Origin of the sequence: Halobacillus salinarum (assembly GCF_022919095.1) — a bacterium.
Classification (GTDB): Bacteria; Bacillota; Bacilli; order Bacillales; family Halobacillaceae; genus Halobacillus_B; species Halobacillus_B salinarum.
On the sequence record NZ_CP095073.1, the window covers coordinates 3,752,209 to 3,776,853 of the forward strand.

A 24,645-nucleotide genomic window follows, 5' to 3' on the forward strand; every position below is an offset into this window, starting at 1 on the left:
ATCTCAATTGAGGTGTTCCATTATGAATGGAGTTTTATATAAAGTAAGAGAGTCCTTTTCTACTGTAAAGCCGGCGGAAAAGGTAGTTGCGGATTACATCTTACATCACCCTGAAAATGTGGTTTCCATGTCCATTCAGCAAGTTGCTGCGGAAAGCTTCTCCAGTCCTTCTGCGGTTCTAAGATTCTGTAAAACTCTTGGGTTTGGAGGATTTAAGGATTTCAAGCTTAAGCTTGCCGGGGATCTGTCCATTTTAAATATGCATGACATGGATAAGCATGAATTAAAACCAGGTGATTCTTTAACAAATATTATGACTGTTGTCACGAATAATAATATCCAATCGCTGACCGAAAGTCTGCAGCTGCTTGATATCGAACAGCTGACGAAAGCCTTTCACTATTTGGTAAACGCTAAAAAGATAGATTTGTACGGCGTAGGCTCGAGCTATTTAATTGCCTCAGATGCCGTTCAGAAGTTTATGAGAATTAACAAACCCTGTACAGCTTACAGTGATTTTCACATGCAGAGAGTATCTGCAGTCAATTTGGAAGCAGAAGATGTAGCCGTCGCGATTTCCTATTCAGGTGCTACGAAGCAAGTCATTGAATGTATTCAAATCGCCAAAAGCCAGGGGGCAAAAGTCATAGCCGTAACGAAATATGCCGATACAGAACTCAGCTCTTTAGCGGATGCGGTATTGTTTGTAGCTGCTAATGAAGATGATTTCCGCAGTGCCGCGATGAGTTCAAGAATGGCGACACTTAATGTGATCGATATCCTTTATACGGCCTGCGCCCACGAAGAATACGATGATGCCCTTTTTCATTTGAAAAGGACGCATGAGATTATCCAGCAAAGCGGAGAAAAAGGAGGTACAACGCAGTCATGATTAACCATTTGACTACAGAAACACGAAACCCGCATACCATGAATTTAGACGAGATGTCCACAAAAGATTTTCTACGAGTAATGAATGAAGAAGACAAACAAGTTCCCATCGCAGTAGAAAAAGAAATCAGTCAGATTGAAAAAGTCGTCAATCTGGTGGTGGACTCCTTTAACCGCGGAGGTCGCTTGATTTACTTAGGAGCTGGTACGAGCGGACGGCTTGGAATACTCGATGCCGTCGAATGCCCGCCTACTTTCGGTACCCATTTTGAACAAGTCAGAGGGTTAATCGCCGGGGGGGAACGAGCAATTATGAAAGCTGTGGAGGGAGCAGAAGACCATCCTGAAGAAGCAGTGAAAGACTTGAAAGAACTAAAACTCACCGCAAAAGATACAGTTATCGGACTTGCAGCCAGCGGCAGAACACCTTACGTTGTGGGCGGATTGAAATATGCCCGCGACTTACATGCCCATACGGCTGCTGTCAGTTGTAATAAAAATGCTGAAATCAGCCGCTATGCAGATGTTGCCATTGAAGTCTTAGCTGGGCCGGAAGTAGTCACAGGTTCAACCCGATTAAAATCCGGGACAGCTCAAAAACTAGTGGTCAATATGATTTCAACTGGTACCATGGTAGGGATCGGAAAAGTTTACGGGAATCTTATGGTAGATGTGCAATTAACGAACCAAAAGCTCGTGGAACGGGCAAAAAATATCATTTCCATCGCTACAGGCATCAGCCCTGAAGAAGCAGAGCAGTATTTAATCGATTCTGAAAACAAACCAAAAGTCGCCATCGTCATGATTGAAAGACAATGCAGCCGCGAACAAGCCGAGAAATGCTTAGAGGCAGCGAAAGGATTCGTCCGTCAAGCGATAACTCAATAGAAAGGCAGGTTGTAAAGATGAACAATCGAGAGCTTGCTGAAACACTGATCACCCATCTTGGTGGAAAACAAAACATTCTCAGCTTTACGAATTGTATTACGAGATTACGAGTGAATGTGAGAGATTATTCGAAGGTCGAACGAACCAAAATAGAACAGTTGAATGAAGTCATGGGCATTGTAGAGGACCAAACCATCCAGATTGTATTAGGGCCTGGAAAAGTTTCCAAAGTAGCCTTTGAATTCGGGATATTACAGGTATGGAAGGCGAAGATTTTGATGAGGAGGAATTGGATTTAGCCGCCGATACAAAAGCTTCCTACAAAGCCAAACAAACGTCTCCGGTACAAAAAATGCTCCGCCACGTAGGGAATATTTTCGTTCCCCTCATCCCCGGGTTTGTCGCTTCAGGACTGCTCCTCGGGATTGCTAATTTACTATTAAATCTTGCCAATCCGGAAGCCGGTGTCCTTAATCCATCCATTTTGGAATCGGATTGGTACGTCCTGTTAAAATCGATCGGCGGTCTTTTATTTGGAAGCTTAGGAATTTTCGTTGGGATCAATACAGCAAGAGAGTTCAGAGGCACCCCTGTCCTGGGGGAATCGCAGGTCTGCTTATTTACGCCCCGGCATTAAGTGAAATAGAATCGTTGCATTTATTTGGATTAAGTTTAAAAGTAAGCACTGGGCTCGGAGGACTGTTAGGAGTCATTATCGCTGCTTATCTGTTTGCAAAAATTGAGCAGTTTGTAAGAAGGCGCACGCCTGATAGTCTTGACCTGATTGTCACTCCTCTCATTACGATCATCATTGGTGCACTCCTCACCGTCATTATCATTCAGCCAGTGGCTGGATTAATTATGAACGGAATCACCTGGTTCCTTGTAGACGTCATGTTGAAAATCGGCGGAATTGTTGGAGGGTTTGTCCTTGCTGCTACCTTCCTCCCGCTTGTTACTGTCGGCCTTCACCAAGGACTGATACCTGTACATCTTGAATTAATTGAAAATGTCGGCTACACAACCTTATTACCAGTCCTCGCTATGGCTGGAGGTGGTCAAGTAGGTGCGGCAATTGCGATTTATCTAAAAACAAAAGATAAGCGTCTGCGCAAAACCATTGTGAACGCTCTGCCAGTTGGGATTCTTGGAATTGGGGAACCACTCATTTATGGTGTCTGTCTTCCACTTGGCCGGCCGTTTTTAACCGCTTGTTTAGGGCTGGGTTCGGAGGTTCATTTCTTGCCTTAACCAATACCGGCGCTATTACTGTCGGCCCTTCAGGGGTCGCGTTGATTCCTCTTATCGCGGAAGGAAAATACTTGTCTTATATCATTGGTTTAGTCATTTCCTACATTGGTGGGTTTGCCCTTACTTATTTATTTGGATTTAAAACAGAAATGGTCGATCGTCTTTACGATCAGGATCAAGCTGCATAAACCGGAGGGTTGTGACAGAAGCGCTTTAAAGCCATCCATGGAGTTGCCGCTTCGTCAACATCCTTCGCTTTCCGCGGGCATGTCCACAGCCTCCTCAGAAAGCAAAAACCGCTTTCTTCCGGGGCTACGACTCATCTTTACCAGCAGGAGTTGACTACGCTTCATAGGCTGATCCTTGGCAGTTAAAAGACATCTAAGCTGCTTTCTCTGATGGGAAACCGTAATATATTCTTAATCCAATTTGAATAATAATCAGTCAGCTAAGCTTATGAAAACGAAGGAACTCCCTATAAAGGAGCATCGACCTGTCCTACGTTCTGTAGGCACCCGGAAAGCGAGATTTCCCTGTACCCTTCTCCCAGGAACTAGAGATGACTTTTTCGACAATAAGAAGCCTAACCTTGGAAAAGGTTAGGCTTCTTATTTAGGAAAAAATGAAACCAGCCCTGCTCTTATTTCGTAAGTAAATCAGAAAGCAGGTGAAGAGCGATGAAGAAGTTGGCTTTTATCATCCCGTTGCTGACTATGTTATTTTTGTTTCCTTTAAAAGCGTTAGCTGTAGATTTTTCCATTGACCAAACGCAGATTGATGCTTATCTGCAGGAAGATGGCAATGTAAAGGTTCAGGAACAACATACGTATTCTTTTGAAGGACAATTTAATGGCATTACCCGTACCCTCATTCCTAAAAAAGGAACGGCAATAAAGAATTTTAAAGCAGAAGAAAAAGGCAGGAGCTTAAAAATCAAGAAAGACGGTTCTTTTTATAAGGTTTATCGCAGCGGTTCTGACGAATCCGTAACCATTACGTTAAGTTATACGATTGAAAATGGTGTAGAAGTTTATTCAGATGCGGCCCAGTTTTACTGGCCATTTTTTGACAAAAGTAATGAGTCCACTTACCATGAGCTATCCATTACCATTCATCCCCCAAATCTGTCCAAGACGTAAAAGCCCTCGGTTACGACCAGGCATATCAGACAGAGACTATTGATTCAAACGGCTCTGTTCATTTTCAAATGGGCACAGTTCCCGACGGAAAGAACGGAGACATAAGAGCGGCCTATCCTCCTTCTTTGTTCCCTCAAGCTTCTTCCATCAACGAAGGTACGATCCTTGATGATATGAAGGACGATAAACTGAGGCTGGAGGAACAGGCTGCTGCCAAACAAACGCGTACCAAGCTGCTTCAAGACACTGCTCCGTACGCTGCGGGCTTAACAATACTCGTTGCCATAGGGCTGTTCATTTTCGCTTACCGGAACCATGTGGACACTAAAAGGGAGCTCGAGAGAAAGCCGGTCACTTTTGACCAAATGAGTATTCCTGCGACCATTTCTTTTATTAACAGCGGCGTATTAACTCCGAAATCCTTAACTGCCGCTTTACTTGATCTTGTCTACAAAGGCTATGTAAAAAAAGTAACGGAGACTCAATTTTCAGTAGTTAACCGCAACACCGAGCATAAACATGAATCCGTATTAATTCAATGGTTATTTGATGAAATTGGCAATGGGAATACTTTCACAATGAATGACCTTAAAGCCTATACAAAAAAGAAAGGCAACCATTCCAAATACCGTAATAATTTCAGCTCATGGAAAAGAAGTGTCCAGGAGGAGGCAGCCGGTCATCATTTGTACCAGCGCCAAGGAAAATTACGCTGGGTATCAGCTATAGCAGGGATTCTCCTTCTGCCACTGGCTATTACCTTTATTATTTACGGGCTGTTACCTTGGATGCTATTTTCCATTTTCATGGCAGTGCTTTTGTTAGCATTCGCTGTTTTTTATCGTCCTAAAACAGTAAAAGGGCTTAGCATTTTAAAGGAGTGGAAATCAGATAACCATCTCCAGGAGGAACAAGAGAATATACCACTGACCCTCGTTGCCATTGGTAGTGGCAGAAAGTCGCTTCCCAATCAGCTCAGCCCCTCTGCCCCAGATAGTGATACGGCTGTGTACGTCATTTTAGCTGCTTCCCTTTATGGGAATTTCGATGATGCGAACCAAACAGTCTCTGCAGCTGGTAGTGGCGGAGCTGGCGCAGGGGGTGCTGGAGTTGGCGGTGGTGGTGGCGGCTCAGGAGCTTTTTAGCCTCCTATACTTTTCTGAGACGGAATCCATGAAAGCTGCTCCTGAATATGATAGTTTTTAATAGATCAACTTGTATCTAGGAGGAAGCATAATAATGGATAAACACGAAAAGAAGCAAGCCATTCTTGAAGCAGCAGAATTCAGGCATGCGACCAAGCAATTTGATCCTGAAAAAACAATTCCCGAAGAAGACTTCCGTTTTATTTTAGAAGTTGGCCGTTTGTCCCCAAGCTCTTTCGGGTTCGAGCCATGGCGTTTTGTCGTTGTACAAAATGAAAAACTGAGAGAAAAGATTCGGAACACAGCTTGGGGAGCATATGGCAAGCTGCCGGATGCCAGTCATTTCGTTATCTTTCTCGCAAGAACAAGACAGGACACTCAATATGACTCCGAGTACTTACAGGACCAATTTACAAAAGTCAAACAAATGCCGAAAGAGCAGATAGAAAAATTTATTGGGCGTATTAAAGAATTCCAGGAGACGGATTTTGAGCTGCTTGAAGGTGACCGTCCCCTTTACGACTGGGCATCAAAGCAAACTTATATCGCCCTTGCTAATATGATGACAGCAGCAGCGGAAATTGAAATTGATTCCTGTCCGATTGAAGGCTTTAACAGGAAGGAAATGAATCAGCTGCTTGATGAAGAAGGGCTCCTGGAGAATGGGCGCTTCAGCATCTCCGTCATGGCCGCCTTTGGGTACCGGAATGGGGAACAGCCTCCAAAAAGCCGGCGTGACTATGAGGAAGTTGTGAAATGGATCAATTAAATTTGCTCATATTAAGGGGCTAAGACTAAAACACTTTATTCAGAAGAAACCCGTACCCTATGTGAATGACGTAGGGTACGGGTTTTCTTTCATTATTTATAAACGATGCGACGCTTAGCAATCACCTTCGCTTTCCAAAGCAGTCATTCAGAGCGAAAGATGAGGGCTGACTTTCCCTGCCTTATGTGCTTCATCTTCAGATTGGAATTTTCTAAACAATGTGTCCCCTTCTTTGCTACTTAATTTTATAGAGATAAACCTTCCACGGGGACTGCTCATTTTGAAAAGCATGCTCAAAAGACAATCCAAGACTCTTATAATTTTTTATCGGAAGACCTGATAAAATATAGTCTCCTCCCAGCTCCTCTAGTGGCTTCGTTCGAATATCTAAATGGTCAATCACTTGTTTGCTGTGTTTTGAGAACATATAGTCCTCCCCGAGCTCCCCTACATACATATACAGCCTGCTGCCCCAAGTATCAAAATAGTTCTTCAACGATTTGTTTTTAGCAAGTTCCGGGCCGATAATTTTTTGAAATTTATGCTTGTAGGCAAGTGGATAAGTGACATTGTACGTATCCAATGTGTACATTCCATTAAATTGAGCAATTGTCGGGTGCATCGCCACACTAACCACGCGATAATCAGACGGATCTTTATCGATATAGGCTTTAATATCATCGAATAAATCCTTCGAATAAAATTCAGCAAACGTCGGAGTCCCGAGCTTCGAGTATTTAAATTCCTCATCTAGTTGAAATAACAGCGCAAGCTGAACAATAATTAAGACTAAAGCAATCGCTCTCCCAGCCTTTACATTCTTCGCGATTATGACTAATGCAAAAGCAAAGGCTACATACCAAAGAAATGGATGCAGAAAATGTATACGGCTGAAATTAAACGTATTCAAAAGCATCGAATGATCCTTCAGTACTCTCCACCCTTCCCAATACCAGAAGGCATACCAAAGTGAAAGCAGGATATTCATGATCAGCACTTGGACAAGTGGAAGATCATTAATTTTTTTTACAAAAGCGACTATTAAAGCAGCAAAGACTACAGGCATGATGACCTGCTGATGAATCGTTAAATCATGAGTATGACCAAGGACAAAATTTTTGTTAAACAAGCGAAGGGTATCCATAAAGGAATTGTGCCCAAGGTCGAACTCCTGGCGGTGCGGTGTGAACCCTTCTCCGATAAACATGGAAGCAATCAATAGATAATTTTTGGCGAGATAAATGGTACTCATGATTGCCAGAGACAGGAAGAATGCTTTATTCACTTGTTTTTCCTTAATCCAGTCAAACAGCCAGAGTGCCCCCATCAACGCAAGCACAAAGACGAATGTAAGGATCAGACTGGAATGAAAAGGCAGGAAGACAAGCACGCCCCAGGCGAACTTAGGTGCGTGCTTTCCGTATTTTCTTATGTATAAAAAAGCTAAAAAAGCTGCAGGCAGGCCGGCAATCGATAACGCCCCGGATGGCCAAAAAGGCAGGATAGCGAAGGCTGCCGCTACGCCAGCTGCCATCCACCGGAAAAAAACCTTTTGATTATCGGGACGAAGTAAAAATAAGAGCATGCCGTACATCCCAAACAAAGCAACGAACCGCATAAGGGTTTGATTGATCGTATAAGCGGTGAACGGCTTAAACCATACATACAGCCATGGCATTAAGTCCAGCGCAGAAGATAGACTGCTCCGCGGAAGTCCATTAATTACATTCGGAAGCCTCTCTCCTGGCGATGCAAAGATTTGTCCACTCTCTGCAAGCAGCTTGTACCAGACGATATTTGAATCAAGGTTGTCATGGATACGAATATGAGTATCCTCTCCAAGAATGTAATAAGGCATCAAGTAAGCGAGGACAATGAGACTTGCAAGTGCAAGCCCCTTATTTCTGGAAAAATTTCTGGATATGACGGACCACATACTCAACATCTTCTTTCTCCATTCCATAATATAGAGGCAGCCTCAACAGACGTGCACCTTCTTCAGTTGTAAATTGGTTTTCCCCATGAGGCCTGCCGTATTCCCGTCCTGCTCTGGATGAGTGTAAAGGCTCGTAATGAGGAACCGCCATAATTCCTTGTTCATCAAGATAAGACATCAGCGCTGAACGGTCTTTTTCACCAACCGTCTTTATGAAAAACATATGGGCATTATGTCCGCATTCTTCCGGGATCCTCTGGATGGCGATTATACCTTGATCCCTTAAGGACTCAAGCTGTTTTTTGTAACGTTTCCATGTCTTCATCCGGTTGTGAAAAATCTCATCAGCTTCTTCCAATTGAGCATAGAGATAAGCAGCATTCAGCTCGCTGAGCAAGAATGAGGATCCCACTTCCTGCCACGTGTATTTATCAACCTGACCCCGTTTAAATTGGGATCGGTTGGTCCCTTTTTCCTGCAGGATTTCAGCCTGTTCTACGTAGTGAGAATCGTTAATAAGAAGCGCTCCGCCTTCACCGCAAGTATAATTTTTCGTTTCGTGAAAACTAAGCGTCCCGAATTGTCCAAATGTGCCAAGTGGTTTTCCTTTATAGGTACTTAATAAAGCCTGGGCAGCATCCTCAATCACAAATAAGTCATAGTTTTCCGCTATCTCCATCACTTTCTCCATATCGCAGGCAACTCCTGCATAGTGGACAATGACGATGGCCTTCGTTTTTTCTGTGACGGCCTCGTCAATTAAGTTCACATCCATGTTCATCGTTGCCAGTTCAACATCGACAAATACCGGTACAGCTCCTCTCAAAGCAAATGCATTAGCTGTCGAGACAAATGTATAGGAAGGCATAATGACTTCATCTCCAGGCTTTACATCAACGAGCAGAGCTGCAAGCTCCAGAGCATGTGTGCATGAAGGTGTAAGAAGGGCTTTTTCGCATCCAAGCCGCTTCTCAAGCCACTGCCTGCACTTCTCTCCAAATGGTCCATTCCCTGAAAGCTTTCGATTCTGTGCAATTGCCTGCTGAATATAATCCTGTTCTTTTCCTACAATGCATGGTTTATTAAAGGGAATCATTTATTCAACACCTCACAAAGATTGACTCGTTACTAGAATTCCTAACACAATTAAGCTTAATCCCAGTACTTTTGTAACTGTAACCGGCTCCTGAAATAAAAAAATGGAGAAGAAAAACACCAGCACAAAGGATAGACTCATAAATGGGTATGCGTAGCTGATATCAAATTTCGTCATCGCCCCCATCCAAAAAATCGAAGCCACAAACGCAGAGAGAAACCCTGATAGAATAAGCGGGTCTAAGAGCAGTTTAAATAAAAAAATCAGCTTATCTATGAAAGCAGGAGGAAGACTACCGAATTTTTCAATTCTCCACTTCAGCATCAACTGGCCGTAAACTGTAAATATGATCGTTCCAAATATATACAAGTATCCCATGACTACACCGCTTCGATCTTTCCATTTAATTTATGGTAGACGTCGATGGAGTTGACCAAATGAAAGCCTGCAGTCTGAAACAAGTTAAGCGACGCGAGATTGATCGCTGACACAGATGTGATGAGCTCTTCTACCCCGCTTTCAAGCAGCTTTGCACACGCCAAGCTTAGAAAAGGTTTGGCTAACCCCTTCCCCTGAAATGCCGGGTCCAGTCCGAGCAACAAGATCTTGTTTTCACTATAGCCTACGAAACCTGCCGATTGATCATAGGCATACAAATAATAAATTTGGTTTTGTTCAATTAAGTCGCCAAGCCACCTTTTGTATCTAAGATTGGCAAGCTCAGAGGGGACTTGCTCATCCCTGTGGAAGCGTCCGTGTACAAAAACTTGTTCGGCAATCTGCATGGCACGCTCTGGACTTCCTTCCCGTGCAATGGCAGTGCCGTCTCTTTTGGTAATGAGAAAATCTTCCTTCCTGCACCTTGGTTCCAGTAACGTATCTACATAGTAAAACCCATATTTTCTAAGTGGTTCTTTAGGCGTTAGAGGATCCGTTTTCAAGGTGAAATGACCTTCTTTATGAATGGTCTGCTGCAATGCTTCTTCTTTATCAGAGGTTAATTCAAAAGTAGGAAGATGAAATGTGCGCTTGTCCCATGGTGTGGGCTTCAAATAGTCAATCATCCTGAACCCCCTTATGCTCTTCATAGTTTAATTGTTCCCGCACGATATAGAGCGGACGTCCTTTTGTTTCATTAAATACTTTCCCTAAATACAATCCGATCACGCCAAAATTAAAAAAGATAATTCCGCCGATAAAATAAATCGACACCATTACACTTGTCCATCCCTGAACAGGCTCCGCCAGGAAGAAGTATCTGAAAAACAAATACAAGCCATAAATAAATGAAGCAAGCGACATAAGAAAGCCGAATTGAATCGACAACCTCAGCGGTTTATTCGACTGTGAAATAATTACATCGGTCGCTAAAGTGATCATTTTTTTCAAGTTATAGGACGACTTGCCCTCCTCCCGCTTTCCATGCTTCACAGGAATTCTCGCTGTCTTAAACCCCATCCACTTCACAAATAAGGGGAAAAACCGATTCTGCTCTCTCATCTCTCTATAGCTGTCGATGACGATGCGGGAACAGATACTAAAGTTGGCAATTGTGTAATCCGAAGACCTTTCTGTCAAATAATCATAGACTTTGTAAAAGACCTTGGAGGAGAACTTTTTAAAGAAACCGTCCTGACGAACTTGGCGGGCTCCGAAAACCACTTCATACCCTTCCTGCGCTTTATCATATAACCGTTTAATTTCTTCCGGCTGGTCCTGCAGGTCGCAGTCCATGACAACGACCCAGTCTCCCTGAGTATAGTCAAGTCCGGCTGTAATGGCATGATGCTGGCCAAAGTTTCTTGATAAATCAAATCCCTTGATTTTAGAGTTCTTTCTGCATAACTGCTGAATCTTGTCCCACGCCTGGTCAGGGCTGCTGTCGTTAATGAGCAGAATTTCATAATCTGACGGTATGCTTACCATTGTCGAATGGATCCTTGTGCAGAGGTCTTCTAAGCAATTCCGGCATCCATAAACCGGAACTACCACTGAAATCATTGGACGACCTTTCCAGGCTGATTTACGTACCACTCTACCGTTCTGCGAAGTCCTTCTTCAAAACTCACCGAAGGCTTCCAGCCAAGCTTATTTCTTATTTTCGAATCATCGACAGCATACCTTAGATCATGACCTGGACGATCTTCTACAAACGTAATTAACTCACTAAAATGATGGATATCTGCGTGGGCGGTCAAATCTGGTTTTATTTCATCAAGTGCTTCGCAAATTAATTTTGCAAGCTTCAGATTGGTTTGTTCATTCCTGCCTCCAACGTTGTAGATCTGCCCCGTCGCCCCATCGTGAAAGATCCGGTCAATCGCACGGCAGTGATCCTCTACATAAAGCCAGTCTCTTACATTTTCCCCGGTACCATAAATGGGGATAGGATCAAGAGCCAATGCTTTTCTTATAATGGTTGGAATTAATTTTTCTTTATGCTGTCTCGGACCATAGTTATTGGAGCAGCTGGAAAGCACAACATTCATGCCGTATGTTGTAAAATAACTCTTTACCAGCATGTTCGCACCGGCTTTCGTAGCACTATATGGGTTACTGGGATTATAAGGGGACTGTTCATTAAACGTTCCTTCCTTTCCCAATGAACCATAAACTTCATCTGTCGAAATATAATGAAACCGACGCTTGTCCAGCATTCCTTTTTCCTCCCAATCCTGTCTAGCCGCTTCAAGCAGCGTGCCGGTTCCTAACACATTCGAGATAATAAACGGTTTAGCATTGGCGATCGATTTATCTACATGGGATTCTGCTGCAAAATGAACGACTCCTTGAATATCAAATTTCTTAAAAACATCGCTGACTACTTTTTCATCTGCGATATCTCCGTGTACCCAGTGATACCTTTGATCGTCCTCTATTCCAGACAGATTGGTCTGATTTCCGGCATAGGTCAACTTGTCGATATTCACAATGCTGGCATCCGCGTGCTCACTTAGATAATAATGGATGAAATTGGAGCCGATAAATCCGGCTCCGCCTGTAATTAATAAAGCAGGCTGCTTAGTCATTTTCGATCACTCCGAGCATAGGATTGTCTGCAGACACATCCCAATATTGCTGCACATGCTTCCGATCGGCAATTTCAAGCAAATACTGGCCGTAGTCTGTCTTCTTCATAGCTTCTCCTATTTCTCTAAGCTTATCTTTAGAAATGCTCCCCATATAGTAGGAAATCTCTTCTAAACAAGCCACTTTAAATCCCTGACGCTTTTCAATATTCTTGATAAACTCGGAAGCTTCAAACAAAGAATCGTGCGTGCCTGCATCAAGCCAGGCAAACCCTCTTCCTAAAAGCTCGACATTCAATTTTCCTTTCTCCAGGTAATTCTTGTTGATATCCGTAATTTCAAGCTCTCCTCGATCAGAGAAGTTGAGCTTTTTGGCCATTTTCACGACTTTATTATCGTAGATGTACAAACCGGTAACGGCAAAATCCGATTTTGGTTCATCAGGCTTCTCTTCAAGAGACACTGCTTTCTGACGTTCATCGAACTCAACCACTCCGAATCTGTGCGGATCTTTTACTCTGTATCCAAAAACAGTAGCTCCCGTATGTTTTTGGACAGCTTTTCGCAGGATGTTGGTTAATCCCTGCCCATAGAAAATATTATCGCCGAGGATAAGCGTGACATTATCTTTTCCTATAAAATTTTCCGCAACAACAAAGGCATCAGGAATTCCTCTTGGTTCTTCCTGTGCTTCGTAATGGAGAGAGATTCCAAGAGATCCTCCGTCTCCAAGCAGCTTTTCAAACCTAGGAATATCCTCTGGAGTACTGATTATCATTATTTCTTTTATTCCCGCCAGCATTAAAATGGACAGCGGGTAATAGATCATCGGTTTGTCATATACGGCAAGTAAATGTTTATTCATACTGTTTGTACTTGGAGAAAGTCTTGTTCCGCTTCCTCCAGCTAGAATAATCCCTTTCATTGAAACTCACCTTCCTTAAAGGTTAATAGGAAAACAGGTAAATAACTTACTTATTACCCTATATCCTCCTCTCCTAAAACTACGCTTAAAATTCATTTACGAAGTGATTACAATTATTACAAGTTGAACAGAAAGTGTTATTCCCCATTATGGGATAAATCATGACGATTATGTAAATTTTTCTTGAAGATTCCAAAAAAAGCCAAGAATTCCTAGGACGTGTCTCCTAAATAGAGAAGCACTACTTCTTAAGCGTTTTCATAGGAATTAAGATTTAATTTAATCATTGGAGGTTTACATTTATTTCACTAAGTGGAAGGTTCTTACCATACCAACAAAAAAAGGAGAGTGTGTATGAAGCGCTGGATCTATTTCTCACTACCTTTATTAGTACTTTTACTCGTCGCAGCATGCGGAGATTCAAGTGGTGAAGGTGAAGGAGACTCTGAGAGTTTGGCCGACGAAGAAAATGCTTCTGAAAATAATGACAGTTCGGGAGAAAAGGAAGCCGGACAGGAAACGCTCACCGTTCATTTAAAGGATAAAGAGGGAAAAGAGGTCGGGACAGCTGCTCTTGAACAAGAAGACAAAGGTGTACAAATAGATTTAGAAGCTTCAGGATTGCCAGAAGGAGAACATGGATTTCATATTCATGAAAAAGGCGCTTGTGAACAGCCGGACTTTAAGTCGGCCGGCGGGCATTTTAACCCTGCAGATGTTTCACACGGAACGAAATCAGAAGACGGCCCGCATGCCGGTGATCTGAAAAATATTAACGTTGGCGCGGAGGGTTCGATTCAAAAGCAAGTGACAAATGAAAAAGTTACTTTGAAAAAAGGAGAGAAGAACTCCTTGTTGAAAGAGGGAGGCACAGCCCTCGTCATTCATTCCGGTGCCGATGACTATAAATCGCAGCCTTCTGGAGATGCAGGTAAACGGATCGCCTGCGGCGTGATTAGTGAATAAAGGAAAGAGCCGCTTGTTGAAGAGGTCACTAAAGAATGGCTGACTTTTAGCAGGGCATAAAAAGAAGCCGAATTGAACGTTAAAATCATCCAATTCGGCTTCTTTTATACGATCGATAAGACGCTCTAAAGGCATCCTCGCTGTTTTGTGCTGAGGATGCAGCCTGTATTAAGTTCTAAACGCGGCTAATCCCTTATTTATTTCCTTCGTCTGTGTATAAACCTCTTGATATAAACGATACAGATTTCGGTAAGCAACCACATTTTCTGAAACAGGGGAAACGATATCTTTTGGTTCAACAAAAGCTCCGGCACACTCTTCCAGCGTCGAAAACCAGCCGCATCCGCAGGCAGCCAGCATCGCCGCTCCCATACCAGGTCCCTGTTCGCTTTCAAGGCGGACAACTTGAGCATTAAATATATCAGCCTGGATTTGAAGCCACGTATCATTTTTTGCCCCGCCTCCTATGGAAACGACCTTATCAATGGTTTTCCCCTGCTCCCTGAAAATTTGTATCGAGTCATTTAAAGAAAATGTGATCCCTTCAACCACTGATCGAACGAAATCCTTTTTCGTATGGGCGCTGTCCATCCCAATAAAGCTTCCCCTAATGTCTGCATCGGCATGAGGGGTCCGTTCCCCTGCGAGGTAAGGGGTAAACAAAAGTCCTCCAGCGCCTAATGGCGCAGCATCAAGTTCTTGAAGCAGTTCCTCGTAGCTTTCTTCACTGGCAAATACTTGTTTAAACCAACTCAAGCTGTACCCCGCAGATAAAGTAACACCCATCGTATAAAAGGCATCCTTTTTTCCGTGGTTAAAGTAATGGACTTTTCCTGAGAAATCGAGATCCGCTGAATCTTCATAAGAGAGAACCACTCCGGACGTTCCAATGCTGCACAGTGTTTTTCCTTCAGATAAAATGCCTGCCCCAATGGCGCCGCAGGCATTGTCAGCACCTCCAGCAAAGACTTTCACATTCTCGGAAAGTCCGGAAACTTGGGCAGCTTCTTCTGTTAACGTCCCAACACAATCCCCTGAATCAACCAGCGGTGGGCACAGGTTCACCGGCAGCTCAAAGACATCACAGATTTCGCTGCTCCATTCTTTTTTTGCTGTATCCAGCAGCAAGGTTCCTGCTGCATCGGAATATTCACAGTTAATCCTGCCTGTCAGCCGGTATCTTAAGTAATCTTTCGGTAAAAGAAAGGTAGAAGCTTCGTTATAAATCTCTCGTTCATTTTCCTTTACCCAGAGCAGTTTAGGCAGAGTGAAACCTTCTAAGGCCGGGTTTTTGGTAAGCGTAAGCAGACGCTCCTCGCCTAGCTCCTGATAGATTTTCCGGCATTGCTCTGTCGTTCGTGTATCGTTCCATAGAATCGCATGGCGGAGGACTTCTTGTTGACGGTCCAGAAGTACAAGACCGTGCATTTGTCCGGCAAAACTGATTCCTTCAATATCGGCAGGATTCACGTCATGAGATCCAGTCAGTTCTTTAAGTCCTTCTAATGTTTTTTCTACCCATTGCTCAGGGTCCTGCTCACTATATCCGGTTTTTTCCTGGATGAGTGGATAGGACTTTGAAACTTCTTTTGTAATCCTACCTGCTTGATTAACAAGCAGAACCTTTACTGCACTTGTTCCTAAATCGACTCCAATAACATACTTCAATCGGATCATCCTTTCCTCGAAAGCAAAGAGCACTCAAAAACGTACTGTTTGAGAGCGCCCCGATCTAGTTTTACTTCATGCCTACGGGCACGTTTACACTTAATAAATAGTGGTTGATCACAGATTTCAGCCATTCTAACCGGCCGGATTGGTTTTCAATTTCACCTAATTGAAGCGCATGTTCTTCTAATGAGTGGAAATTCGTTTTCCCGTCGACTATTTGTTTCCCGATACCTTGGGTAAAGCTGCTGTAACGATTGTCTATAAAATCATCAAACACCCGGTCTTCAATTAATTTGTGAGCCACTTTTAATCCGATAGCAAAGCTGTCCATCCCGGCGATATGAGCGTATAACAAATCATCCGGTTTAAAAGAACCTCTGCGGACTTTAGCGTCAAAATTCAATCCGCCTTTTCCTAATCCGCCATTTTTCAAAATTTCATACATTGCTAGAGTCGTAGAGTACAAGTCTGTCGGGAATTCATCCGTATCCCAGCCCAGGAGTGTATCCCCCTGATTCGCGTCTACGGAGCCAAGCATTCCGTTCACCCGCGCGTAGCGAAGTTCGTGTTCAAACGTATGTCCTGCCAAAGTGGCGTGATTGGCTTCGATATTGAATTTAAAATGATCAGCCAAGTCGTATCTCTCGAGAAAAGCAAGCCCGCTGGCCACATCAAAATCATATTGATGCTTCGTTGGTTCCTTCGGTTTGGGTTCGATAAGAAATTGTCCCGTAAAGTCAATTTCCTTGGCGTAATCAAGAGCCATATGGTAAAAACGGCCGAGATTATCAAGTTCAAGTTTAAGATCAGTATTCAAGAGAGTTTCATAGCCTTCGCGTCCACCCCAGAATACATAGTTTTCGCCACCAAGTTCCTTGCCTACTTCAAGACCCTTCTTCACTTTCGCCGCCGCATAAGCATAGACATCAGCATTATTTGAGGAAGCTGCTCCATGCACAAACCGAGGATGAGTAAACATATTTGCTGTATTCCATAACAGCTTTGTTTTACTCGTTTTCATGTAATCTTTGATCATAGAAACGATTTCATCGATGTTGCGGTTGGATTCAGCGAGCGTATTTCCTTCAGGAGCAATGTCAACGTCGTGAAAGCAGAAGAAAGGAACGTTAAGCTTCTCAAACAATTCAAAAGCTGCTTCAACACGGGCTTTGGCCAAATCCATACCTGTTAAATGGTCCCATGGTCTTTCCATAGTCCCGACCCCAAATGGATCAGATCCATTTTCTGTAAACGTATGCCAGTAAGCGACTGAAAAGCGCAGGTGGTCCTCCATTGTCTTGCCCCCGATTTTTTCGGTGGCATCATAATGCTTATAAGCAAAAGGATTCGTAGCATTTGCCCCTTCATACTTCACTGCACTTACTTCATTAAAATAACTCATTTTTATTCCTCCTTAAGAAAAATAATCAGGGATCTTTTGCTTTGAAAAGGGTACCTGCTCATGGAAGCCTTCACAAGTATTCTTCAAAGTATGTAAAGAATTGCCGATACCATACACAGGGAACGGGTCTGATCAAGAACTGCGTAAATGAAACGGAAACACCCCTGCCGTTTGACAGCGCTTTCAAATACACCTGCTTCCTCCCTGGCTGAATCGTCCCAAAACAGGCTCAAGTCATTCATTGCTTGTAGTCTCGATTATATCATTGCTAACCTTTGTTTGTCTAATTAATGAACAAAGTTTATAATGAAATTATTACAAAAGCCTTTTCGAATATATGAAGTTCATCATTACAAAGTTTATAATAAAAGGAGATTAGTCAAATGATGAGGAGAGAAACACAAATGCCAGAAACGGGCAACCAGAAATTAGTAAAGAAAATTAACAAATCGATCGTACTGAAAATGATTCGTAACCACGCCCCTATTTCAAGAGCAGCGATCTCGCAAAAATCCGGACTAAATCGCGGGACGGTATCTTCGTTAGTAAGTGAATTAATTGAAGAAAAGCTGATCAGTGAATCGGGAATGGGAAAGTCAAGAGGTGGAAGAAAGCCAGTTATTCTGCTCTTTAACCAATTTGCCGGCTATTCCATCGGTATCGACTTAGGTGTGAATTACTTGTTGGGCGTGCTTACAGACTTGAAAGGAAAGATAGTCGAAGAACGAAAAATAACGATCCATAACCTTTCCCAGAAAGACATTATCGCTCACATAAAAGATATGATCTACCAATTAAGAGAAGCAGCTCCCAGCAGTCCTAACGGTATTGTAGGTATAGGCATCGGCGTCCCAGGCATCGTAGACCATGATGGGGATATTTTGCTCGCACCGAACTTAATGTGGGACCACGTCCCTTTGAAAAAAATTCTTGAAGAAGAATTTTCGATCCCGATTCTTATCGAAAACGAGGCAAATGCCGGCGCTTATGGAGAAAAGCTATATGGATGTGGTCAGGAACACGAAAATTTGATCTACATCAGTGCGGGGATCGGAATCGGTGCCGGGCTTATTTTAAACGATGAGCTGTACCGTGGTTTAAAAGGATATTCTGGTGAAGTTGGCCATATGGTGATCGATGTCGAAGGCAGACAGTGCCGCTGCGGACGCCAAGGCTGCTGGGAACTCTATGCTTCTGAGCAGGCGATTCTCAGGGAAGCTGAGTCCCTTGGTTTAAAGGACACAAACGGCTCCCTTTCCTTAGAGGCGCTCATCCAAATGGCGGAAGAAGGAAACCAGTACGTGATTGATTTATTTAAAAAAGCCGGTAAATATCTGGCTGTCGGCATTTTAAACATGATTAACACCTTTAACCCGGAACAGGTAATCATCGGTAACCGGCTCACTATGGCAGAAAAGTGGTTAAAACCTGTCATTCAGGATACGATGCTGTCCCAATCCAAGGAATTTAATCAGGAGGGCATCAACTTGTCCTTTTCCCAATTGGCAACCCATTCTTCTCCGCTTGGAATGGCAGCTTTTATTACAGAACAATTCTTGGAAAGCGGAATTGCCCAGATGTATTAACTTCCAAAAAGGGTTGGACATGATCCTTTGCGGAAAGAGAAGTCTTCTATCAGAGCAGATATTCTCCCACTTTAAAACTACCTAAAAAATCCGAATGAGGGTGAAATCTTATCGTAATAAGTTCACCTTCATTCGGATTTTATAATGGATAAAATTCTTTTGTCCCGGTGCATTTTTGGATCCTCACCTTCAAGTAAAAGAAATGGCAGCTTGTACTCTTCCCAGCACCTTTTAAAAAGGCTTGCGGAAGAACCCATAAGAATTCTCCGCAAGCTGAAAGTCAGGAACTTATCCTTTTACAAAAACCGTTTTCATCGTAGTAAAGAATTCTTTTGCCGCCTGTCCCTGTTCTCTTGAATAAGAGCTGGACGCTTTCATCCCGCCAAATGGTGCCTGTAATTCCACCCCGGCAGTTTCTGAATTGATGCGGACTAACCCGGCGTCGATATCATCGATAAACGATAAGATATGATCAATATTTTTAGAGAAAATGGAAGCACTCAGTCCAAAGTCCACATCATTTGCTAAGTCAATGGCCTCCTCAACCGTGTCTACTTTCATCAGAGCAAGCACGGGACCAAAGATTTCTTCTTGAGCGATCTTCATATTCGTACTGACATGATCGAAAATAGCAGGCTCAAGATAATATCCCCCATCCTCATCATTGATCGGGCGTCCTCCAAAAATTAATTCCGCCCCTTCTTCCTGACCGATCTTAATATATTCCTGGACACTTTCATACTGACCCTTGGAAGCACAAGGACCCATCCAAGTATTCTCATTCAGCCCATCACCAACGGTAATCTCTTCTACTTTAGCGATCAGTTTCTGCTTGAATTTTTCATAGATGCCTGCCTGGACGATCACCCGGCTGCTGCACGTACATTTCTGGCCGGTTGACTTTAATCCTCCGCTGATCGCTGCATCTACAGCTAAATCGATATCACAGTCATCTGCTACGATGAGCGGATTCTTGCCGCCCATTTCCAGCTGGTATTTTCCACCTCGTGCAGCAACTGTTTTTCCAATATGCTGACCGGTTGAATTCGATCCCGTAAACGTTACAGCCGTTATCTGTTCATTTTCTGCAATCCTTTGTCCGATGACGGAACCTTTGCCTGTTACCAGGTTAATCACACCTTCAGGAAATCCTGCTTTATCAAAGCACTCGATTACTTTGGCTGCCGTAACCGCAGCCTCTGTAGCTGGCTTTAACACAACTGCATTCCCATAGATTAAAGCAGGAGCTGATTTCCAGAGCGGAATGGCTACAGGGAAGTTCCACGGCGTGATCACTCCGACAACTCCAAGTGGAACCCGTTTACTGAACATGAGCGCTGAACTGTCTGTGGAAGGGATCACATCCCCTTCAGACCTCATTCCTTCGCCAGCGTAATATCGAAGAATCGCGACACCACGCGCCGTTTCTCCTTTTGCTTCCGGCAGTGTTTTTCCCATTTCTCTAGTCATTGTCTCTGCGATATCTTCTAAGTTCTGTTCCAATATGTCTGCGACTTTAAACAAGTAATTGCCACGTTCCGCACCAGTCATCTTCTTCCATTTCTTTTGCCCTGCTTCTGCCGCCTGAACGGCATTATCCAAATCCTGCTTCGTGGAGCTTTGGATTTTTCCTACCACTTCGTTCGGCTTGGCCGGGTTATTACTTTCCGTGACTTCATTGGAAGAAGATTCACTCCATTTTCCATTGATGTAGTTTAAGAATGTACGAGTTTCCATAGTCGTTTTCATAAGAATACCTCCTAAATAGAATTGGGATTACAAAATAGCTGTTTTATCCTGAATGACTAGTTTTTCAACTGGGTTACTCAGTGTCCCTACCTCAGGAATCGTAATTTCAATCAAATCTCCATCAGCAAGTGTAAAGTCATTGGCCGGAATAATGCACGTCCCCGTAAACAGGACCGTTCCATCAAATAATTCATTGTCTCGTTTTAAATATTCGACTAACTCTTCATATTTCCTTTTCAGCTGGGAAGTACTCGCACTTTCTTCAAAGATCTTCTCCCCGCCCCGGCTGATTTTACACGTTATCGTCAGGTCATAAGGATTTTCAACAGTCTCGGCTAACCGAATGGCCGGTCCAAAAGAGCAGGAGTGCTTCCAAATTTTCGCTTGTGGTAAATACAGAGGATTTTCCCCCTCGATATCACGGCTGCTCATGTCATTGCCAACAGTATATCCGACGACTCGGCCATGTTTATTTAAGACTAGACCAAGTTCAGGTTCTGGGATCTGCCAATCAGAATCGTTCCTTAAATACACCGGTTTATCTGGTCCAATCGTTCTGCGCCCAGTTGATTTCAAGAAAATTTCCGGCCGTTCTGCATCATAAACTTTGTCATAGTAAGAGTCGCTGACTTCCTCCTTCCCTTCATAAGCTTCATAATTTCTTGCGTTCTTACTTTTGAGATACGTTACTCCTGATGCCCAAACTTCATAAGCATCTAGCGGAAGCATTAATTGGAGATCGGCAGGTTTTTGTTGAATAGGCTTTGCATCTTCAATTGCCTTCTTCACAATCGACAGGCAAGTTTCTGCATGTTTTTCAGCCTCTTCAATGATGTGGAGAAAATCCTCATAAGGGAGAGGATAAATCGATCCATCCTCTTTCACTGCTGCTAATTGATTAGAATCATCTTTGGTTTTAAACTTGATAATCTTCATGGCTTCCACCTTTCGTTTTATAATATAAAACTCCGTTCTCATATATAGGCAAAAAACATCTACTTCACTCAAAGGTGAAAGTAGACAGAAAACTTATGACCCGCGCAGCAATCTATCATTCTTCCAAAATTGATACGCTTTCATAAGTAAGGAAGCATTAGTTACAATATATAGCCAGATTCGTAGACAGTCAAGTAAGATTATTCTGAAAATAGAAGGAATATCTGCACTTTGCTCTCTTTGCTTGCTTCTCAGCTTTCTAAAGGGAAACTTGCTCCCACTTTTTACTACTTGCAGATTTTTCTATCGCATCCATAATGGATTGGTTGATGAGTCCATCTTTGAAATTTGGTTCCGGTTGCTTTTGATCCCGGACCCCCATCAGGAATTCACGCATAAGATGAATGAACGTATGTTCATAGCCGATAATATGCCCTGGTGGCCAATAAGCTCCTGCATACGGGTGCTCCTCTTCTGTACAATTAATCGTGCGAAATCCTTGAAGTCCAGCTGGGTCATCCGTTAAATAAACCTCAAGCTCGTTCATTCTCTCCATATCCCAGCGGATGGAACCTTTTTCCCCATTGATTTCGAATTTATTTTTATTTCGATTGCCCCGGCCATTCTCGTCGCCTCAAATATTCCCATCGCCCCATTTTCAAACCTCGCGAGAAAAGCAGACGCGTCATCGACGGTAACTTCGCCATACTGCTCGTTGCTGGTGTCACCTTTTAAGCCGCTTTCAGCATCCGGAATCGGACGTTGCTTAATAAAAGTATGCAGCATCGCACTTAATTCTGTGATTTCCCCGACGAGAAATCTCGCTAAGTCCACACTATGAACACCAATATCTCCGAGTGCCCCGCTTCCGGACACTTCTTTTTTCAAACGCCAGACAAGCGGAAAGGAAGGATCAAGAATGAAATCCTGCAAGTAATGAGCGCGAACGTGGTAGATTTCCCCGAGCTTCCCTTCTTTGATCAACTGATGTGCGTATTGAACAGCCGGAGCAAAACGGTAATTATGACAGATCATATGGACAATTTCGTTTTTCTGAACTGCCTCATACATCCTACGGGCATCCTCCACGTTAAGCGCCAACGGCTTCTCTGAAATGATATGCTTGCCGGCTTCAGCGGCGGCAATGGCGATTTCTGCATGAGTATAATTCGGCGTTGCAATATCAATTACATCGATATCTTCACGTTCAATCAGTCTGCGCCAATCCGTTTCAACACTTTCCCATCCCATTTCCTCTGCAGCTTTCTTTACAGAGGTTTTGTCTCTGCCTGCAAGTGCCCGCAGTCTTGGTGTAGGACTTTCAGGAAAATAAAAAGGCAGATCACGGTAAGCATGACTATGCATTTTTCCCATGAATTTGTAACCGATCATTCCAATATTTATAAAATCGCTCACGAGGCCTTCCTCCCTTGTTAATCGACCGGTTATTATTTCGTCAGCATTTCTTCAGTTAATAATCGGTCAAAGTTATCCTCTGAAATAGCTGCTGGTAATGGAGCTGGCTGGTTACAATAACTCGTCAGCTTATAGTGGCACTCCTCTTCAGAAGAATCATAGATCCCCTGCATCACATCGAGGACATGATACGCTAAGTTTCCGTTTGCTCTAGGACTTTTTTCGTTTTTCACTGCGTGACAAAACTCCGCTACTCCAATACCACGGCTGTTAACAGTAAATCCATGAGTCAGAGGGTGCTCTGACCATTGCTTGTCTCCAGCCTTTCTGATAAATACCGGACCGCTGAAATGGTTTGGATCAGGTACGACAAGACTTCCTTTCGAACCGTAGATTTCAATAGGCGGAAGTTGATGATGCCAAGTATCAAAGCTCGTAATAATGGACGCCGTGGCGCCGCTTTCAAAATCAAGCACCCCGTTCACTTGAGTAGGCGTTGCGACTTTGATCTTCTCTCCATACTTCGGTTCGCTCGTAATAGTCCGTTCAGCAAAAGTAATCTTAGCCGATCCAGTCACCCGTTTGATTGGTCCCATTAAAAAGATAAGCGCTGTTAGATAATAAGGCCCCATATCGAACATCGGACCAGCACCAGGCTGGTAAAAGAATTCTGGATTCGGATGCCACCGTTCATGGCCGGGGATCATCATGAATCCCGTTGCTGAAACCGGGTCGCCAATAAGCCCATCATCTATAATTTTCCGGCAGGTTTGAAGTCCCCCACCCAGAAAAGTATCAGGTGCATTTCCGACGAAGAGTCCCTGTTCTTCAGCAACTGCCAAAATTTCCTTCGCATCGCTTCTCGTCACTGATAAAGGCTTTTCATTATAAACATGCTTCCCCGAATTCAAAGCTTGAATGGCGATTTCTGCATGAACAGAAGGCGGGGTAAGGTTGAGCACAAGCTCAATTTCAGGATCGTGCAGCACTTCCTCTACAGAAACTGCTTTCGTTATCCCATACTCTGCCGCCACTTGCTTTGCTCTAGCCAAATCGACATCAGCACACGCGCTTATCTCAAATGATTCAAATTTCACCGCATTTTCCAAATAGATGCTGCTGATATTTCCACAGCCTACTAGACCAACCTTTACTCCACTCATTCGCCTTCCACGCCTTTCCTGCCTTGATCGTTTTTACGGGCTGCCCATTTGAATCCATTTCTCATCAACTGCATCACCTCAGGCATGCTGACAATATTCGCTACGTGTCCAAGAGAACAGTAATAAACGTCTCCCATTCCCCATTTTTTCGTCCATACGACGGGCATATCAACAGGACCATTCGGAGTATGCGGCCCATCAGCAACCGGGAATCGGGTGACAGCATGTACGTTAACAGCAGGATCCACATGCATGTAATATTGTTCAGATTCGACGTAGAAGTCCTCGACTCCTTCCGTTAATGGATCATCCGAATGTTTAATCGTTACCTTATATTTAATCAGATCATTGCCGGGGTGAGCGACCCACTGCCCACCTGCCATGAACTGGTAGTCGGTAGCCATCCGGAACGAATCTCCAAGTCCTCCGTGAAGACCGGCAAGTCCCGTACCGTTCTCAACCGCATGGAGTAAAGGTGTCAGCTGTTCCTCTGTGATCGAGCCCTGTGTCCAGTTAGGAACGATTAAGTCATAAGCAGTTAAGTCCTCTTCCTCCAGCGTCGTTAACGTATCAGTAACCGTCACATCGAAATCTTCTTCTCTTAAGATCCCTGCTAAAATCTCAGCAACCTGGGCTGGTTCATGTCCTTCCCAGCCTCCCTGAAAAATAAGCGCCTTCATTATAGTC

The 24,645-nt window shown here is 43.5% G+C and carries 20 protein-coding genes and 2 pseudogenes; 8 read left to right on the forward strand and 14 right to left on the reverse strand.

Translation table 11 applies throughout. The features are described from left to right. The first annotated feature begins 22 nt into the window (after nucleotides 1–22). The 6 genes and pseudogenes from MUN89_RS19430 to MUN89_RS19460 all read left to right on the forward strand — a co-directional run bounded on the left by MUN89_RS19430 (nucleotide 23) and on the right by MUN89_RS19460 (nucleotide 6,083). Complete coding sequence (locus tag MUN89_RS19430) at nucleotides 23–892, forward strand: MurR/RpiR family transcriptional regulator (protein ID WP_244709634.1); 870 nt, start codon at nucleotides 23–25, stop codon at nucleotides 890–892. After that, complete coding sequence (gene murQ / locus MUN89_RS19435; protein WP_244709635.1) at nucleotides 889–1,779, forward strand: N-acetylmuramic acid 6-phosphate etherase; 891 nt, start codon at nucleotides 889–891, stop codon at nucleotides 1,777–1,779. The genes MUN89_RS19430 and murQ overlap by 4 nt, the downstream gene beginning before the upstream one ends. A 17-nt stretch (nucleotides 1,780–1,796) precedes the next feature. Then, a pseudogene (locus MUN89_RS21860) lies at nucleotides 1,797–3,218 on the forward strand (PTS transporter subunit EIIC). Between the two features lie 489 nt (nucleotides 3,219–3,707). Beyond that, nucleotides 3,708–4,169 carry a DUF2207 domain-containing protein gene (locus MUN89_RS22135; protein ID WP_396266060.1) on the forward strand — a complete coding sequence of 154 codons (462 nt, stop codon included), beginning with the start codon at nucleotides 3,708–3,710 and terminating at the stop codon, nucleotides 4,167–4,169. A gap of 68 nt (nucleotides 4,170–4,237) precedes the next feature. Further along, complete coding sequence (locus MUN89_RS19455; RefSeq protein WP_396266061.1) at nucleotides 4,238–5,314, forward strand: DUF2207 family protein; 1,077 nt, start codon at nucleotides 4,238–4,240, stop codon at nucleotides 5,312–5,314. A gap of 94 nt (nucleotides 5,315–5,408) precedes the next feature. After that, entirely contained in the window at nucleotides 5,409–6,083 is a 675-nt protein-coding gene (locus MUN89_RS19460) for an NAD(P)H-dependent oxidoreductase (protein ID WP_244709641.1), read from the forward strand. A gap of 235 nt (nucleotides 6,084–6,318) precedes the next feature. Here MUN89_RS19460 and MUN89_RS19465 read toward each other — a convergent pair whose 3' ends face one another. Genes MUN89_RS19465 through rfbA form a run of 7 tightly spaced genes read right to left on the reverse strand, consistent with a single transcriptional unit; the run spans nucleotide 6,319 to nucleotide 13,069 of the window. Continuing rightward, nucleotides 6,319–8,028, reverse strand: a complete 1,710-nt coding sequence (locus MUN89_RS19465; RefSeq protein WP_244709643.1) for a DUF6044 family protein — start codon at nucleotides 8,026–8,028, stop codon at nucleotides 6,319–6,321. Continuing rightward, the gene (rffA, locus tag MUN89_RS19470; protein ID WP_244709645.1) at nucleotides 7,982–9,115 is read right to left on the reverse strand and encodes a dTDP-4-amino-4,6-dideoxygalactose transaminase; all 1,134 of its coding nucleotides are present in this window, start codon (nucleotides 9,113–9,115) and stop codon (nucleotides 7,982–7,984) included. The genes MUN89_RS19465 and rffA overlap by 47 nt, the downstream gene beginning before the upstream one ends. A 12-nt stretch (nucleotides 9,116–9,127) precedes the next feature. Beyond that, nucleotides 9,128–9,493 carry an EamA family transporter gene (locus tag MUN89_RS19475; RefSeq protein ID WP_244709647.1) on the reverse strand — a complete coding sequence of 122 codons (366 nt, stop codon included), beginning with the start codon at nucleotides 9,491–9,493 and terminating at the stop codon, nucleotides 9,128–9,130. A gap of 2 nt (nucleotides 9,494–9,495) precedes the next feature. After that, nucleotides 9,496–10,179, reverse strand: coding sequence for a GNAT family N-acetyltransferase (locus tag MUN89_RS19480; protein WP_244709648.1), 684 nt, complete (start codon nucleotides 10,177–10,179; stop codon nucleotides 9,496–9,498). Then, the gene (locus MUN89_RS19485) at nucleotides 10,172–11,116 is read right to left on the reverse strand and encodes a glycosyltransferase family 2 protein (RefSeq protein WP_244709650.1); all 945 of its coding nucleotides are present in this window, start codon (nucleotides 11,114–11,116) and stop codon (nucleotides 10,172–10,174) included. Before MUN89_RS19485 ends, MUN89_RS19480 begins: the two co-directional genes overlap by 8 nt. Beyond that, nucleotides 11,113–12,144 (reverse strand): dTDP-glucose 4,6-dehydratase, encoded by a 1,032-nt coding sequence (gene rfbB / locus MUN89_RS19490; RefSeq protein ID WP_244709652.1) that lies wholly within the window; start codon nucleotides 12,142–12,144, stop codon nucleotides 11,113–11,115. The genes MUN89_RS19485 and rfbB overlap by 4 nt, the downstream gene beginning before the upstream one ends. Continuing rightward, a complete protein-coding gene (gene rfbA / locus MUN89_RS19495; RefSeq protein WP_244709654.1) occupies nucleotides 12,137–13,069 on the reverse strand; it encodes a glucose-1-phosphate thymidylyltransferase RfbA in 933 nt (310 codons plus the stop codon). The genes rfbB and rfbA overlap by 8 nt, the downstream gene beginning before the upstream one ends. Before the next feature lie 354 nt (nucleotides 13,070–13,423). Between rfbA and MUN89_RS19500 the strand changes: the two genes are divergently transcribed. Beyond that, nucleotides 13,424–14,035 (forward strand): superoxide dismutase family protein, encoded by a 612-nt coding sequence (locus MUN89_RS19500; protein ID WP_244709655.1) that lies wholly within the window; start codon nucleotides 13,424–13,426, stop codon nucleotides 14,033–14,035. 168 nt (nucleotides 14,036–14,203) lie between these two features. Here MUN89_RS19500 and xylB read toward each other — a convergent pair whose 3' ends face one another. Both xylB and xylA read right to left on the reverse strand, forming a co-directional pair. Then, nucleotides 14,204–15,703 carry a xylulokinase gene (xylB, locus tag MUN89_RS19505; RefSeq protein WP_244709657.1) on the reverse strand — a complete coding sequence of 500 codons (1,500 nt, stop codon included), beginning with the start codon at nucleotides 15,701–15,703 and terminating at the stop codon, nucleotides 14,204–14,206. A 70-nt stretch (nucleotides 15,704–15,773) separates the two neighbouring features. After that, on the reverse strand, nucleotides 15,774–17,108 hold the full coding sequence (gene xylA / locus MUN89_RS19510; protein ID WP_244709659.1) for a xylose isomerase: 1,335 nt from the start codon (nucleotides 17,106–17,108) through the stop codon (nucleotides 15,774–15,776). Nucleotides 17,109–17,491: 383 nt separating this feature from the next. On the opposite strand from xylA, the gene MUN89_RS19515 reads away from it, so the two are divergent. After that, the gene (locus tag MUN89_RS19515) at nucleotides 17,492–18,694 is read left to right on the forward strand and encodes an ROK family transcriptional regulator (protein WP_244709661.1); all 1,203 of its coding nucleotides are present in this window, start codon (nucleotides 17,492–17,494) and stop codon (nucleotides 18,692–18,694) included. A gap of 288 nt (nucleotides 18,695–18,982) precedes the next feature. On the opposite strand, the gene gucD is transcribed toward MUN89_RS19515, so the two are convergent. The 5 genes and pseudogenes from gucD to MUN89_RS19540 all read right to left on the reverse strand — a co-directional run bounded on the left by gucD (nucleotide 18,983) and on the right by MUN89_RS19540 (nucleotide 24,641). Continuing rightward, a complete protein-coding gene (gene gucD / locus MUN89_RS19520) occupies nucleotides 18,983–20,443 on the reverse strand; it encodes an alpha-ketoglutaric semialdehyde dehydrogenase GucD (RefSeq protein ID WP_244709662.1) in 1,461 nt (486 codons plus the stop codon). Nucleotides 20,444–20,470: 27 nt separating this feature from the next. Beyond that, nucleotides 20,471–21,379: a fumarylacetoacetate hydrolase family protein gene (locus tag MUN89_RS19525; protein WP_244709664.1), complete on the reverse strand. Its 909-nt coding sequence runs from the start codon at nucleotides 21,377–21,379 to the stop codon at nucleotides 20,471–20,473. Between the two features lie 259 nt (nucleotides 21,380–21,638). Beyond that, nucleotides 21,639–22,771, reverse strand: a pseudogene (locus tag MUN89_RS19530) (Gfo/Idh/MocA family protein). Nucleotides 22,772–22,827: 56 nt separating this feature from the next. After that, nucleotides 22,828–23,958, reverse strand: coding sequence for a Gfo/Idh/MocA family protein (locus MUN89_RS19535; protein WP_244709666.1), 1,131 nt, complete (start codon nucleotides 23,956–23,958; stop codon nucleotides 22,828–22,830). Next, on the reverse strand, nucleotides 23,955–24,641 hold the full coding sequence (locus MUN89_RS19540; protein ID WP_244713949.1) for a ThuA domain-containing protein: 687 nt from the start codon (nucleotides 24,639–24,641) through the stop codon (nucleotides 23,955–23,957). The genes MUN89_RS19535 and MUN89_RS19540 overlap by 4 nt, the downstream gene beginning before the upstream one ends. Between the last annotated feature and the right edge of the window lie 4 nt (nucleotides 24,642–24,645).